This window comes from Actinacidiphila sp. bgisy167 (assembly GCF_057707665.1).
On sequence record NZ_JBYIQP010000074.1, the window covers coordinates 1 to 13,228 of the forward strand.

At 73.1% G+C, this 13,228-nt stretch carries 15 protein-coding genes; 7 read left to right on the plus strand and 8 right to left on the minus strand.

Translation table 11 applies throughout. The features are described 5' to 3' along the window. The coding region (locus tag AC3ET4_RS24000) for a helix-turn-helix domain-containing protein (RefSeq protein ID WP_431952762.1) at nucleotides 1–454 on the minus strand (454 nt) is incomplete at its 3' end. A gap of 161 nt (nucleotides 455–615) precedes the next feature. Here AC3ET4_RS24000 and AC3ET4_RS24005 point away from each other — a divergent pair. The 3 genes from AC3ET4_RS24005 to AC3ET4_RS24015 all read left to right on the plus strand — a co-directional run bounded on the left by AC3ET4_RS24005 (nucleotide 616) and on the right by AC3ET4_RS24015 (nucleotide 4,217). Continuing rightward, nucleotides 616–972 (plus strand): DUF427 domain-containing protein, encoded by a 357-nt coding sequence (locus tag AC3ET4_RS24005; RefSeq protein ID WP_431952764.1) that lies wholly within the window; start codon nucleotides 616–618, stop codon nucleotides 970–972. A 132-nt stretch (nucleotides 973–1,104) separates the two neighbouring features. Further along, nucleotides 1,105–2,763, plus strand: coding sequence for an NAD(P)/FAD-dependent oxidoreductase (locus AC3ET4_RS24010; protein WP_431952766.1), 1,659 nt, complete (start codon nucleotides 1,105–1,107; stop codon nucleotides 2,761–2,763). Then, nucleotides 2,760–4,217 carry an ATP-binding protein gene (locus tag AC3ET4_RS24015; protein ID WP_431952768.1) on the plus strand — a complete coding sequence of 486 codons (1,458 nt, stop codon included), beginning with the start codon at nucleotides 2,760–2,762 and terminating at the stop codon, nucleotides 4,215–4,217. The genes AC3ET4_RS24010 and AC3ET4_RS24015 overlap by 4 nt, the downstream gene beginning before the upstream one ends. A 24-nt stretch (nucleotides 4,218–4,241) precedes the next feature. Here AC3ET4_RS24015 and AC3ET4_RS24020 read toward each other — a convergent pair whose 3' ends face one another. From AC3ET4_RS24020 to AC3ET4_RS24035, 4 genes are all read right to left on the minus strand, one after another. Further along, nucleotides 4,242–4,568 (minus strand): YkvA family protein, encoded by a 327-nt coding sequence (locus tag AC3ET4_RS24020; RefSeq protein WP_431952770.1) that lies wholly within the window; start codon nucleotides 4,566–4,568, stop codon nucleotides 4,242–4,244. Nucleotides 4,569–4,793: 225 nt separating this feature from the next. After that, nucleotides 4,794–5,246 carry a hypothetical protein gene (locus tag AC3ET4_RS24025; protein WP_431952771.1) on the minus strand — a complete coding sequence of 151 codons (453 nt, stop codon included), beginning with the start codon at nucleotides 5,244–5,246 and terminating at the stop codon, nucleotides 4,794–4,796. A gap of 105 nt (nucleotides 5,247–5,351) precedes the next feature. After that, a complete protein-coding gene (locus tag AC3ET4_RS24030; protein WP_431952773.1) occupies nucleotides 5,352–6,545 on the minus strand; it encodes a low temperature requirement protein A in 1,194 nt (397 codons plus the stop codon). Between the two features lie 126 nt (nucleotides 6,546–6,671). Continuing rightward, nucleotides 6,672–7,541 (minus strand): SigB/SigF/SigG family RNA polymerase sigma factor, encoded by an 870-nt coding sequence (locus AC3ET4_RS24035; RefSeq protein WP_431952775.1) that lies wholly within the window; start codon nucleotides 7,539–7,541, stop codon nucleotides 6,672–6,674. 195 nt (nucleotides 7,542–7,736) lie between these two features. Here AC3ET4_RS24035 and AC3ET4_RS24040 point away from each other — a divergent pair, with 195 nt between their 5' ends. The 3 genes from AC3ET4_RS24040 (at nucleotide 7,737) to AC3ET4_RS24050 (ending at nucleotide 9,646) form a co-directional block, all read left to right on the plus strand. Further along, nucleotides 7,737–8,144, plus strand: coding sequence for an ATP-binding protein (locus tag AC3ET4_RS24040; protein ID WP_431952777.1), 408 nt, complete (start codon nucleotides 7,737–7,739; stop codon nucleotides 8,142–8,144). 126 nt (nucleotides 8,145–8,270) lie between these two features. After that, complete coding sequence (locus AC3ET4_RS24045) at nucleotides 8,271–8,909, plus strand: hypothetical protein (protein WP_431952779.1); 639 nt, start codon at nucleotides 8,271–8,273, stop codon at nucleotides 8,907–8,909. Next, entirely contained in the window at nucleotides 8,906–9,646 is a 741-nt protein-coding gene (locus tag AC3ET4_RS24050) for a hypothetical protein (protein WP_431952781.1), read from the plus strand. Before AC3ET4_RS24045 ends, AC3ET4_RS24050 begins: the two co-directional genes overlap by 4 nt. Before the next feature lie 93 nt (nucleotides 9,647–9,739). Here the strand turns inward: AC3ET4_RS24050 and AC3ET4_RS24055 are convergent, their stop codons facing one another. Next, nucleotides 9,740–10,243, minus strand: coding sequence for a DUF6328 family protein (locus AC3ET4_RS24055; protein ID WP_431952783.1), 504 nt, complete (start codon nucleotides 10,241–10,243; stop codon nucleotides 9,740–9,742). Between the two features lie 167 nt (nucleotides 10,244–10,410). Beyond that, nucleotides 10,411–10,674 carry a GlsB/YeaQ/YmgE family stress response membrane protein gene (locus tag AC3ET4_RS24060; protein ID WP_431952785.1) on the minus strand — a complete coding sequence of 88 codons (264 nt, stop codon included), beginning with the start codon at nucleotides 10,672–10,674 and terminating at the stop codon, nucleotides 10,411–10,413. A 186-nt stretch (nucleotides 10,675–10,860) separates the two neighbouring features. Between AC3ET4_RS24060 and AC3ET4_RS24065 the strand changes: the two genes are divergently transcribed. Continuing rightward, nucleotides 10,861–11,694, plus strand: coding sequence for a DUF1206 domain-containing protein (locus tag AC3ET4_RS24065; RefSeq protein WP_431952787.1), 834 nt, complete (start codon nucleotides 10,861–10,863; stop codon nucleotides 11,692–11,694). Between the two features lie 282 nt (nucleotides 11,695–11,976). Here AC3ET4_RS24065 and AC3ET4_RS24070 read toward each other — a convergent pair whose 3' ends face one another. After that, a complete protein-coding gene (locus AC3ET4_RS24070) occupies nucleotides 11,977–13,194 on the minus strand; it encodes a PP2C family protein-serine/threonine phosphatase (RefSeq protein ID WP_431952789.1) in 1,218 nt (405 codons plus the stop codon). Nucleotides 13,195–13,228: the final 34 nt, after the last annotated feature.

Genomic DNA, 13,228 nt, shown 5'->3' on the forward strand with positions numbered 1-13,228 from the left:
CGGCATACCACCGGCCGTCCCGCTGGTGGACCAGGTGGTGGGCGGCGAGGCTGTCGATGTGCCGTGCGATGGTGGCCGGCTGGTAGCCGACCGTGGCACTCAGGGCGTCGATGGTCGTCCCGTCGCTGCCGGCCGCGCGGAGCTGCTGGAGGGTCTTCAGTGCCGTGCGCGCGATACCGGACTCCTCGGGGCGGGGCGCGGCGGGATGCGGCACGGCGGGCGCCGCGACCGCCGTCGGGGACGGCACGGCGGAAGACGTCGTGACAGGGGGCGCGGCCGGGCCGGGGACGGATGCGGCGACCGCGGTGGGCGAGGGGGCCGCAGGGCCGGGCGCGGTCGCCGGTTCCGCCGGGGTCGGTGCGGCGGCGGTGTCGGCGCGGACGGGGGCGACGGGCCTCGGCGTGCGATTGACCGTGCGGTGCTTGCGGCCCTTCTGGTGACGGCGGGTGCTCATCGGGCGGTCCTCCTTCGCTGTGATCTTGAAGGCCCAACGGGGGACCGCCGCCGGAGTCACGCAGATGCACGCATGCGGGGGAACCGGCCGCGGCGGGGAATGCCCGCGGGCACCGCCGCCGTTGTACGAGGGACGGGTCGGACCCGAGGAAGGGAGTGCCCATGCCCCCCACGGACAGCCGTCGCGGGCACCGTGTCGACGCGGTGCCCGGCACGGAGCACGTGACCGTCACGATCGACGGCAAGGTCGTGGCCGAGACCCGGCGGCCGGTACTCGTCCACGAGACCGGACTGCCGGTGCGCTACTACATCCCGCCGCAGGACGTGGACCTCGCGCTCTTCCGCGGCAGCGACACCCGCACCACCTGCCCGTACAAGGGTGTCGCCTCCTACTGGTCGTACGGCGGCCACGAGGACGTCGCCTGGGCCTACGAGGAACCGCTCTCGTCGGTGCCAAAGATCACCGGCCACCTCTGCTTCTACGACACCGTGGCCGAGGTCGCGGTCTCCGACGCCTGATGCGGGGACGGTGCGCGCCGGCGCACCGTCCGCCGGCTCCTCGGGACCCGTGGGGCGGGGCTCCGCGCCGCACAGGCAGCACGACCGTTCGGTTTCCTCGCACGACGGCCGCCGGGGAGCAATGATGGTCACATGGCGAATCCGACGATTCTGACCGTCGACGACGATCCCGCAGTCTCCCGAGCCGTCGCCCGCGACATTCGCCGCAGGTACGGTGACCGCTACCGGGTGGTGCGGGCCACCTCGGGGGACGAGGCCCTCGGCGCGCTGCGGGAGATCAAGCTGCGCGGGGAGCAACTCGCGGTGATGCTCGCCGACTACCGCATGCCGAAGATGAACGGGGTGGAGTTCCTCGAGGCGGCGATGGACCTCTTCCCGCTCGCCCGCCGTGTGCTGCTCACGGCCTACGCCGACACCAGTGCGGCGATCGACGCGATCAACATCATCGACCTCGACCACTACCTTCTGAAGCCGTGGAGTCCGCCGGAGGAGAACCTGTATCCGGTGATCGACAACCTCCTGGAGGCGTGGCTGGCCACGCCCGATCCGACGGCGTCGGAGACCCGCGTGGTCGGCCACCGCTGGTCGGCACCCTCCTTCAAGGTCCGTGACTTCCTCACCCGCAACCTGGTGCCGTACCGCTGGGTGCCCGCGGAGGAGCCCGAGGCGGAGCAGTTGCTGACCGCGGCAGGGCTGACGTCCGCCGACGTCCCGCTGGTCGTGACCGCCGACGGGACCACGCTGGTGCGGCCCACGGAGGCCGAGCTCGCCGCCCACGTGGGGCTGAGCACGGTACCGGCCTCCGACTTCTACGACCTGGTGGTGGTCGGCGGCGGCCCCGCGGGACTGGGCGCGGCGGTGTACGGCGCGTCCGAAGGCCTGCGCACGGTGCTGGTGGAGCGCCGGGCGACCGGCGGTCAGGCGGGGCAGAGCAGCCGCATCGAGAACTACCTCGGCTTCCCGGACGGCGTCTCCGGCGCCCAGCTGACCGACCGGGCCCGCCGCCAGGCGACGAAGTTCGGGGCGGAGATCCTCAGCACGCGTGAGGTGGTCGCGCTGGAGGCCGCGGGCAGCGGACGCGTGCTGTCCTTCGGCGACGGCACGTCGATCGCCGCGCACACCGTCGTGCTGGCGACCGGGGTCGCCTACCGGCGGCTGGAAGCGCCGGGGCTGGCGGAGTTCACCGGCGCCGGGGTCTTCTACGGCTCCGCCATGACCGAGGCCATGAACTGCGCGGGTCAGGAGGTCTACATCGTCGGCGGGGCCAACTCGGCGGGACAGGCCGCCGTCTACTTCTCCCGCACCGCGTGCCGGGTGCACCTGCTGATCCGCGGCGCGGACCTGCACCGCTCGATGTCGCAATACCTGATCGACCAGATCGCGGCCGTCGACACCATCCAGATCCACCCCTGCACCGAGGTCGTCGGCGGCAAGGGCGGCAGCCACCTGGAGCAGTTGCTGCTCCGCGACGCGAAGAGCGGCGACGTCAGCACCGTGGACGCCTCGTTCCTGTTCGTCTTCATCGGCGCCGAGCCCCGCACGGACTGGCTGGAGGGAGTGGTGGCCCGGGACCGGCGCGGATTCGTCCTCACCGGTCCCGATCTGATGGCCGGCGGCAAGCGGCCCGCGGGCTGGCCGCTCCCCCGCGACCCGTACCACCTGGAGGCCAGCGTGCCGGGCGTCTTCGCCGCCGGCGACGTGCGGGCGGAGTCGGTCAAGCGGGTGGCATCCGCGGTCGGCGAGGGCGCGATGGCCGTGTCCCTGGTGCACCGTTACCTGGAGGCGCAGTGACCACGACGGACCGGCTGTCGCCGGAGCAGTTGCGGACCCTCTTCCTCTTCGAGTCGCTCGGCGAGAAGCAACTGGACTGGCTGGGAGAGACGGGCCGGGTGGAGCGGGTCCCGGCGGGCAGCCCCGTCTACGCCGAGGGCGATCCGGCGACCTGCTTCTATGTGCTGCTGAGCGGTACGGTGTCGCTGGGCCGGATCGTCCACGGCGACGTGATCGAGGTGAACCGCACCGACAAGCGGGGGGTCTACGCCGGGGCGACACAGGCCTACGTCGGGGACCGGGTGGAGCAGACCTACCCCAACTCCTTGCGGGCGGTGACCGACTGCGCCTTCTTCGTCATCCCGGCCGACGAGTTCGCCAAGGCGATGCGGCAGTGGTTCCCGATGGCGGTGCACCTGCTGGAGGGGCTGTTCTTCGGCTACCGCAAGCAGAACACCATCATCGGGGAGCGCGAGCGGCTGCTGGCGCTGGGCTCGCTGTCCGCCGGGCTCACCCACGAGCTCAACAACCCGGCCGCCGCCGCCGTGCGTGCCACCTCGGCGCTGCGCGACCGGGTGGCCGGCATGCGCCACAAGCTGGCGATGATCGCGGACGGCCGGCTCGACACCCGGCAGCTGCACGGACTGGTCGAGCTGCAGGACACCGCGATCAAGCGCATGGCGTCGGCGCCCGAGCGGTCGGCACTGGAAGCGTCCGACGCCGAGGACGAGCTGACGGACTGGCTCGAGGAGCACGGCGTGAACGGCTCCTGGGAACTGTCCTCGACACTCGTCGCGGGAGGCGTGGACACCGAGTGGCTGGACTCCGTGGTCGACACGGTCGGCGAGGAGCGGCTGGAGGCCGCGGTGCGCTGGCTCACGTACACCCTCGACAGCGAACTGCTCATGGGCGAGATCGACGACGCCGTCACCCGGATCTCCGGACTGGTGGGGGCCGCGAAGCAGTACTCGCAGCTCGACCGGGCCCCGCAGCAGACGGTGGACGTGCACGCGCTGCTCGACGCGACGCTCACCATGCTGCACGCGAAGATCCCCGGCGGGGTGCGGGTCGTCAAGGAGTACGACCGCGGTCTGCCGCAGATCCAGGCCTACGGCGCCGAACTCAACCAGGTGTGGACCAACCTCGTCGTCAACGCCCTGGACGCCATGGGGGGTTCGGGCACCCTGACGCTGCGGACCTCCTGGGACGGCGCCGACCGGTTGCTGGTGGAGGTCGGCGACACCGGTCCCGGCGTGCCGCCGGAGATCCGTCCGCGGATCTTCGAGCCGTTCTTCACCACCAAGCCGGTGGGCGAGGGGACCGGGCTGGGCCTCGACATCTCGTACCGCATCGTGGTCAACAAGCACCACGGCGACATCCGGGTCGAGTCGAGCCCCGGCGACACGCGCTTCATCGTCTGCCTGCCGGTCGCCCAGCCCGCGACGCCCCCTGGGGAGGTCCGGACGCCGCGCTGAGCCCGGCGCCGGGGCGCGAGGGGATCAGGCCACCGGGCTCTTGGGGGGTGCTCCGGCGCGCTCACGGCGGACGGGGAGCTGTTCGGCCGCGCCCTTCAGCGAGCGCAGGGCCAGCAGCAGCACACCGATGTCGTCGATGAGGACGGGGTCGGGCAGCAGGTCCACGGGGCAGACCAGATAGACCAGCGCGGCCCAGAACGCCAGCTTGCCCGAACGCGGGACGTCCGCGCTGCGCAGCAGCGAGCGGATGCGCGCCATCTTCACCACGAGCACCACGGCCACGCCGAGCATCGCCGCGACCGCCACGGCGGCGATCACGAGGGCCACGGTCGACCAGTCTCCCAGGTCCATGTCAGTCTCCCTCGTCGCGGTCTACCCGGCCGGTGTGTCGGGAAACGGTATCCGACCCGGGACGGGGACGAGGCATGCCCCCGCCCCTGCGCGCGGCCGCGGGCCTGCGGGGCACACGTCGACTCCCGCCCGGCCTGGGGCGGTGCTGCGGGCGCCGGGGCCCGGGTCGTACCGGGCACGACAGGCGGGAAGCCGCCTGCGGCCCGGCGCGCTGATGACCCGCCGTCACACGCCGGCCGCCGGCACGCCTTCCGCTCGCGGGCCCGGCCGCCGGACGAAGGCGGACAGCCGGCGGTAGGCGCCGCGCAGCTCACGCCGGGCGAAGTCCTCGCGGACGTCGATCAGGGCGCCGTGGGAAGCGGTGGGGTCGACCGTGAAGCGGTCGTGCCAGCCGCCGCCCGAGGCGATGATCACGGGAGTGCGGACCCCGTCGAACTGGTCGGCGGTGATGTCGACGCGCAGGCCGTTCTTCTCGATCCACGCGTGACAGGCCCGGTTCTCCCAGCCGCTGACGTACCTCCACACCCCCTGTCCGTTCTCGTAGAGGTACTGGCCGAGAAGGATGGAGGCGTCCCCGCAGGAGCCGTACGGGAAGCGCTCCAGGGAGACCAGGCCCGGGTCGGGGCAGTCGACGATCGCCTGCCGGAATCCGAGGACCAGGGTGCGGAGTTCGGACACCCGCGGAGTCTAACCCGGTGAAGATCGTTTGCGGTTGCCGTGGACATCTCCTGACGGCTCCGGGCAGACGTTGCGCACGCGGGGCAGCGGGTGCGCGCGCCGGGCTCACGCAGCCGGCCGGCGCCGCGCCTGGAGCACCTCGCCCACGGCGACCGCCGCCGCCGTGGCGACGCCCCCCAACGGCACCGCCGCTCCCCCGCAGAAGGTGCTCGCCAACACCGCCAGCGCGCCGGCGGGCAGCACCACATGCTCGGCGAAGCCGCGCTTGGCGCTGCGGGAGTGGATCAGCCAGACCGTCAGCAGGAAGAGCGCGGTCGGCAGCGTGACGGCGGCCGCGGCGGCCTCCTGCGAGATGTGCGCCTTGTGCACGGCCTGCTCGACCACCACTTCGAGCCCCGCGCCGATGGCCGCGGCGGAACCGAAGACGAGGTAGTGCCCGTAGCCCCACAGGAACGCCCGCGTGCTGCTGGTGAGGTGCTGGTGGATGGGGACGGCGAAGTAGATCCAGTAGGCGGAGAAGACGATCAGCAGTCCCCCGACCGCGACGGGCAGCAACTCGCCGAGCGCCGAGAACTCGTCGACGGCGGACTGCACGGCCACGGTCGCGGCGGCCACCGACTCGCCGAGCACGATGATGGTGAACAGGCCGTAGCGTTCGGAGATGTGGTGCGGGTGCCAGGAGGTGCGCTGCGACCGCTCGGCGCAGGCCGGCACCGCCAGCTCTGCGGCGGCCAGGACCAGGAAGCCCCAGTTCCACGCGCCTCCGGGCAGGAGCAGCAGGACGACCCAGCCCACCTGGACGGCGATCAGGCCGGTGGCGTAGCGCAGGGCCGTGGTCCGCGCCGCCCCCGCCGCGTTGCGTGCCGCGCGCAACCACTGGAAGGCGAGTGCGACGCGCATGATGATGTAGCCGGCCACGGCGATCGAGAAGTCGTTCGCGTCGAAGGCGCGGGGGACACCGGCCGCCAGGACCAGGACGCCGGTGATCTGGACGAAGGTGGCGATGCGGTAGGGCACGTCGTCGGTGTCGAAGGCCGAGGCGAACCAGGTGAAGTTCATCCACGCCAGCCAGATCGCGAAGAACACCAGGCAGTAGCCGAGGATGCCGTGGCCGGGGTGGCCCTCGGCGACCGCGTGCACCAGCCGTACCCCGGCCTGGGCGACCGCCACCACGAAGCAGAGGTCGAAGAGCAGCTCCAGCGGCGTGGCGACCCGGTGCGGCTCGTGCGGGTCGCGGGCCGTCATCCGGATCAGCGGACGGAAGCGGCGGCCCGACGGGGCGGGGGCGTGATCGGTCATCCGCGCATAGTAGGCGGCGCGCCCGTGCCCGCGCCCTGACAGGACCGGGCGCGGGCACGTGAGCAGGGGGACGTGAACGGGGGACGGCCGACGCGGCGCGGGCGGCGACCGCGGCGGGACGACGGGTCAGCCGGCGCAGTCGCCCTGGAGCAGCCCGGCGCGCAGCCGGGCCAGGGTGCGCGAGAGCAGTCGCGAGACGTGCATCTGCGTGCACCCCATGATCTCACCGATCTGAGCCTGCGTCAGCTCCTCCACGTAGCGCAGGTGGAGCAGCTTCCGCTCGCGCTCGTCGAGCTGCACCACGAGCGGTGCGAGGGAGCCGAGATCCTCGACGAGCTCCATGGCGGGGTCGACCGCGCCGATGAAGTCGGCGAGCACCGTCTCCCCTTCGTCGCCGTCGTCGCCGCTCAAGGCCGCGTCCAGCGAGGAAGCGGTGTAGCCGTTGGACGCCACCTGGGCCTCGACGACCTCGGCCTCGGAGATGTCCATGAGCGCCGCGAGCTCGCTCACCTTCGCAGCGCGGCCCAGGCGTGAGGACAGCTCGTCCCGGGCACGGGCCAGTTCCACCCGGCGCTCCTGGAGGCGGCGCGGCACGTGCACCGCCCAGGTCGTGTCGCGGAAGAACCGCTTGATCTCACCGACGATGTACGGCACCGCGAAGGTGGTGAACTCGACCTCGCGCGAGAGGTCGAACCGGTCGATGGCCTTGATCAGCCCGATCGTCCCGACCTGGACGATGTCCTCCATCTCGTCGCTGCGGTCCCGGAAGCGCCTGGCCGCGAACCGGACGAGGGACATGTTCATCTCGATGAGGGTGTTGCGGGCGTACTGGTACTCCTCGGTGCCCTCCTCGAGCACCGTCAGGCGCTCGAGGAAAAGCTTCGACAGGCGGCGTGCGCTCGTGGGAGCCACGCTGCTCGGGTCGGTGATCTGCGGCAGCACGTCCGCACCGGGAGTGTCCACATCGGCGCTCGTCCCGCTCACGTGGGCGATCACGGCTCCTCCTCGCACCTCAGTACCTCTGCACCTTCGGGTATGGCTTTCCTTGCGTTGCCGGTGCGGATACCCCCTCCTGCGCGAAGCATTCCTCTTTTGTCATCCGGGGACCGTGGATCGTCCCGGGGCAGCGTATGACCGGCCAGTGGGGGCACACCCAGGATGGGACCGATGATGCCAACGGGGTGATCGTGCGTGTACAGCATCGAGCCGGACACGGAGGGCGTGGGAGCCGTGCGGCCTGCCACTGCGGACCTGTCGCCGCCCACCACCGTCGGCGGGGCGCGCGACTTCGCGCGCGCCCGGCTCACGGGTGTCGATCCTGATCGGGTGGAGGACTGCCTGCTGGTCGTCTCCGAACTGGTCACCAACGCCTTCCGCCACGGCGGCGGGCTGGCGGCCCTCGAGGTGGTGGCGTCCCCGGACGCGATCCACGTCTGCGTCCAGGATCACAACGACCGGCTGCCTGTCCCGACCCAGCCCTCCGCCGGCTTCCTGCCCGGCGGCTACGGCCTGCACCTGGTGCGCCGGATCGCCCGGGACATCCGCGTGACGCCGCTCCGCACGGGTGGCAAAATCGTCCGCGTCCGTCTGCCGCGCTGAGCTTCCGGGCCTCACCGCCGTACGTGTGGGCGAACGGATCGCGGCAACAAGCCTCTTGGGTGCGCGAGGACCCGCACCACGGTCGGATCGAACGTCGGGGCCGGATCGGCCCCCGGGAGGCACACCATGACCACGGGCATCATCATCGGCGCGGTCGTCGTCGTCCTGGTCGCCCTCGCCGCGGTCGTCACGACGCGGCAGGGCGGCACGAGACGGCTCAGGCGCCGTTTCGGACCGGAGTACGAACGCGCGGTCGCCCGTCATGACGGCGACAACGAGGCGGCACACCGGGAGTTGCGAGAGCGCGTCGACCGGTACGGCGGACTGAACCCCACGCCGCTGAGCCGAGGGCAGGCCGAGGAGTACCGCGTCGCCTGGGCGGCGCTGCAGGAACGGTTCGTCGACTCCCCCATCGAGGCGGTGCGGGACGCATCGCGGCTGCTGGACCGGTTGGCGCACGACCGGGGCTTTCCGGAGCACGCCTCGGGCGAGCAGATCGACGCCCTGTCGGTCCACCACCCGCGGCGCCTTCAGGCCTACCGTGACCTGCGCGCGGTCTCGGATCCCGGGAGCGACGGCGATCGCGCCCCGGCGGGCACCGAGGAACTGCGCGCGCGGCTGCTGGGAGCCCGGGCGCTGTTCGACGACCTCGTCGCGGAGGACGAGAAGTCCCTGAGCACCGCGCGCGAGGGCGGTGCGGGTGGCCGAGACCCCGGCCGCGACGACTCCCACCGCTTCCGCATGCCGTCCCGGAGCAGCCGATGAACCCCGCACACGAGCACCGCGAAGCCGGCGCGACGGCCGGGAAGGACACGACGGCAGGCAGCGCCGAGGCCGAGGAGACCGTCCTCAGCGGACGCGACGAGCGCTCGGCGGCCCACGGCGGGCCGACGTCCACCACCGACGCCGCCGCCCGCGAACCGCGGAGGGGGACGGGGACCGCGGCGGAGAGAGGCGGGCCGCCCGCCGCGCGCCGCCCCGCCGGTCGGCACCGGCCCGAGGACGCACCACACGCCACCGAGGCGAAGGACCAGGCAGCCGTCGGGAGGCCCGCGCCGAAGAAGGGGGACGGAAAGCGGACACCGTCCGCGGCGGAGGGGAAGGCCGGCGACTCCGCACCGGCCGTGAGGGAGGAAAGGCCTCAGGTCCCCGAACGACCCGAGACCGCCCCGGGTGCCACGCGGGAGTCGCCGGTACCCGCCCCCACCGCTCCGCCGCACCCGGACGGTGCGGTGGACACGCTGCGGCAGCGGCTGCGGCACGCGGTCGGCGGCTTCGTCGACGATCCGCGCCAGGCCGTCGAGGAGGCCGACGAGCTCCTCGGCGAGGCCACCGAGCGGCTGTGCGGCGAACTGCGCAGCCGGCGCGACGCACTGCGCTCGGGCCGGCGGGACGGCGGGCGCGAAGGGGGCCGGGACGGCCACGAGGGGGACGACACCGAGAAGATGCGCCTGACCCTGCAGAGCTATCGCGACCTCGTCGACCGGGTCCTGCGGTTCTGAGGACCGCACCGCGCGCACGGCAATACCGGCGGTGGCCGGGAAACCCGGGGTTTCCCGGCCACCGCCGGTCTGCCGACCGTTCCGGCTCGCGGGTCAGTCGCCCCGATGGCGGAACCGGGCCCAGTACGGCAGCCCGTACCAGCAGACCACGTACCAGCAGAGAACGCCGACGACGAGCCAGGGCACATAGTCGTCGTGGGTCGCGGCGCGCAGCACCAGCAGCAGGGCCGAGGCCATCGTCAGCAGCAGCAGCACGAGCCCGACGAGGGTGAGCCGGGAGGCCCAGCGCACGGCCTGCGGCTTGATGCGGCGGCCGGAGACGATGCGGTGGAAGGAGACGGGGCCGATGAGCGCCCCCGTCGCACAGGCGCCGAGGACGACCGTGACGATGTAGATCGTGTGGTCGGTCGTCCCGAGATCCTCGTAGCGCGGGGTGAACACGACGGTCAGCAGGAAGCCGAAGAGGATCTGCACACCCGTCTGGGCAACCCGCACCTCCTGGATCAGCTCGCTCCACTTCCGGTCGGCGCGCTCGTCCTCGGTCTCGTCGCGCCCGTCTCCCGGGCCGGTCCGTCTTCCCGCGCCGTCACTGGACATGGCACCCTCTCACAGGTCGGTCTGGCTCCTCACAGCTGACTTACCATCAGCGTCCCGGCCACGCCCTGCGGCGCGGCTGGGGCGTCACGACAAGGACGGCGACCGGGCTGGTCGCCGTCCTGTGAGCGGTCCGGCCGCCGCCGCACGGGACGGCCGGACCGCGGTGCTCACCGCCGCGCCCTGCCGCGCGACAGCAGGCTCACTCCGACGGCCGCGAGGCCGATCTGTATCAGCCACTCGATCCAGTCGACGCCGGCCGTGTCGGCGACGCCGAGCCCCTGGGCGATCGCGCTGCCGAGGAGGGCCGCCACGATGCCGACGACGATCGTCCACAGCACCCCGATCGACTGCCGCCCCGGCACGAGCAGACGCCCCAGCACACCGACGATCAGACCGATCACGATGGCACTGATGATGCTCGAGATCTCCATCTCCACCTCAACCCCGTCTCGTCCGGCTCAGACCGGAAGTGTGTTCGCACCACGCGGATACCCCCCGCCGGGCACTCCACGCAGCGCACCGGCGCGCCGGAGGACCTGTGGGCCGCCGTACCGCCTGGGTGTGTTCCGGCCGCGACGGGGCAACCGGTGCATCGGAGGCAGTCGGGGGCATGGAGGATGCGAGTGGACACGACGGCGGGTGCGGGCGCGTTTCGGCCCGGGACGCAGGGGAGGAAGGCGATCCGCGCCGGGGCACGGGCGGGTCTCGCGGCCCGCGGGGTCGTCTACGCGCTGCTGGGGGTGCTGGCGCTGCGGGTCGCCTTCGACGGCTCATCGGAACAGGCGGACCGCGGCGGCGCGGTGGCCCGGCTCGCGGCGCAGCCCTTCGGCGGGTTCCTGGTCTGGGCCCTTGCCGCGGGGTTCGCCGGGATGACGTTGTGGCGGCTGTCGGAGGCCGCCTTCGGCGCGGCGGGGCCGGACGGGCACACGGCGGGCAAGCGGCTCATGTCCGCGGCCCGGGCGGTGTTCTACGCCTTCGTGACGTACTCCGTGGCGGCCTTCGCGGTGGACGGCTCCTCCGGCGGCGGTTCGAGCGACGCGGCCTCCAAGGACGTCACCGCGCGCGTCCTGCACTGGCCCATGGGCCGCTGGCTGGTGGGAGCGGCCGGCCTGGCCCTCGCCGGAGCCGGGGTGTGGATCGCCGTACGGGCGCTGCTGCGCCGCTTCCGCAAGCACCTGCGGACCGGCGCGATGTCACCGCGCGTCCGGAAGGCGGTCGACTTCCTCGGGGTCGCCGGAGGCGCGAGCCGGGGGGTGGTGTTCACCGCCGCCGGCTGCTTCGTCGTCGTCGCGGCGGTCCGCTTCGACCCCGACCGGGCCAAGGGGCTGGACGACACACTCCGTACCTTCCGCGACGCCCCTGCCGGGCCATGGCTGCTGGCGTCGATCGCGGCCGGCCTGGCGCTGTTCGGGGTGTTCTCCTGGGCGATGGCGCGCTGGCGACGGGTCTGAGCGGCGGCGAGCGGGGGCGCATCCGGTACATCCCGGACGCCCGTCCGACGCCGCACCGCAGGTACGTCCCCATGCTGCCACGTCTGCACCGGCTCTTGGGCGACCGATAGGGGCCGCACGGCGCGGGCGGCCGGGTCGCCGCGGGATGCCGCGCGTCGGCGGGTCCCGGGGGGCCACCGGCCGGCAGCGTTCGGCGTCCCGACATGCCGCACCCGGCGGCGCCGGTTCAGCGCTCCGGGGGTTCCAGCACCCTCACGGGCACCCGCCGCACACGGGCGGCGGTCACTGCGGGCCGCTCCAGGCGAGGTGGACCACGGCCAGGTCGTCGTCCAGGCCACCGTGGCCCGCGGCCAGGGCCTCGGCGCGCGCGATCAGGGTGTCGACGAACTCCGGGGCGGGCAGCGCGGCGTACTGCCTGGCCAGGGCCAGCAGGCCCTCCTCGCCGAGCCGGCCCTCGTCCGTCCGGCCCTCGAACAGGCCGTCCGTGAACAGCGTCAGGGACTGGCCGGGGCGGAGTTCCAGCCGGCCCTCGGGCCACTCCCCCGTGCCGGGCGCCACGCCCATGGCGGGCCCGCGGGGCGGCTCGGCGTATTCCACGGCGCCCTCCGGGGTCAGGATGAGCAGTCCGTGGTGGCCCGCCCGCCATACCCGGGCGCTCCGGCGGTCGGGGGCGAGGGTGAGAACGACGGCGGTGGCGAAGATCTCGGGGGCGGCGCGTTCGGCCACCAGCACCTGCTCCAGCAGCGCGAGTTGGCGGGCGCCCTCAACCCCGGTCAGCACCAGGGTGCGCCAGGCTATGCGCAGTCCGACGCCGAGCGCGGCTTCGTCGGGCCCGTGCCCCGACACATCCCCCACAAGGGTGTGGACCACGCCCTCTGCGGTCTCCACGACGTCGTAGAAGTCGCCTCCGAGCAGGGAGTCGGGCCGACCGGGACGGTAACGCGGCGTGACGGTGACGTCGTTGGTGCGCAGCATGGGCGACGGGAGCAGCCCGCGCTCCAGACGTGCGTTCTCCTGGGCACGCATCTGACTGGCCCGCAAGGCGACGGCCGCGCGTTCGGTCTGCTTGCGCTGGACCGCGTAGCGCAGCGCACGGCCGAGGAGTTCGCCTTCCACGCGGCCCTTGACCAGGTAGTCCTGGGCTCCCGCGGAGAGCGCTGCCAGGCCGGTCGGCTCCTCGGCGAGGCCGGTGAGCACGACGACGGCGGCGCGGTCGGTGAGCGCCAGGGCGCGGCCGAGGGCGTCGAGGCCCTGCCCGTCGGGCAGGTGCAGGTCCAGCAGGACGCAGTCGGCGGGGCGCGCGGCCAGCTGGGCGCCGGCCTCGGCGAGTGTGCGCACCCAGCGTAGTTCGACCGCCACCCCGCTGTCGGCGACCAGTTCCTCGACGAGCAGCGCGTCCCCCGCGTCGTCCTCGACAAGGAGGACGGAGAGCCGGTTGTGCCGGCCGTCACCCTGTCTGGGGATGACGCCCTCGGGGGGCGTCAGTGTGTTGCCTTCCACATCGTCTCCCCACCCCGGGGCGCCCCGGTCTGGG

Excerpts from the sequence above, each read along its gene's own strand:
- AC3ET4_RS24005 (WP_431952764.1), top strand. The coding sequence starts at position 616 with ATGCCCCCCACGGACAGCCGTCGCGGGCACCGTGTCGACGCGGTGCCC.
- AC3ET4_RS24010 (WP_431952766.1), top strand. The coding sequence starts at position 1,105 with ATGGCGAATCCGACGATTCTGACCGTCGACGACGATCCCGCAGTCTCC.
- AC3ET4_RS24020 (WP_431952770.1), bottom strand. The coding sequence starts at position 4,568 with ATGGACCTGGGAGACTGGTCGACCGTGGCCCTCGTGATCGCCGCCGTG.
- AC3ET4_RS24030 (WP_431952773.1), bottom strand. The coding sequence starts at position 6,545 with ATGACCGATCACGCCCCCGCCCCGTCGGGCCGCCGCTTCCGTCCGCTG.
- AC3ET4_RS24045 (WP_431952779.1), top strand. The coding sequence starts at position 8,271 with ATGACCACGGGCATCATCATCGGCGCGGTCGTCGTCGTCCTGGTCGCC.
- AC3ET4_RS24050 (WP_431952781.1), top strand. The coding sequence starts at position 8,906 with ATGAACCCCGCACACGAGCACCGCGAAGCCGGCGCGACGGCCGGGAAG.
- AC3ET4_RS24055 (WP_431952783.1), bottom strand. The coding sequence starts at position 10,243 with ATGTCCAGTGACGGCGCGGGAAGACGGACCGGCCCGGGAGACGGGCGC.
- AC3ET4_RS24060 (WP_431952785.1), bottom strand. The coding sequence starts at position 10,674 with ATGGAGATCTCGAGCATCATCAGTGCCATCGTGATCGGTCTGATCGTC.
- AC3ET4_RS24065 (WP_431952787.1), top strand. The coding sequence starts at position 10,861 with ATGCGAGTGGACACGACGGCGGGTGCGGGCGCGTTTCGGCCCGGGACG.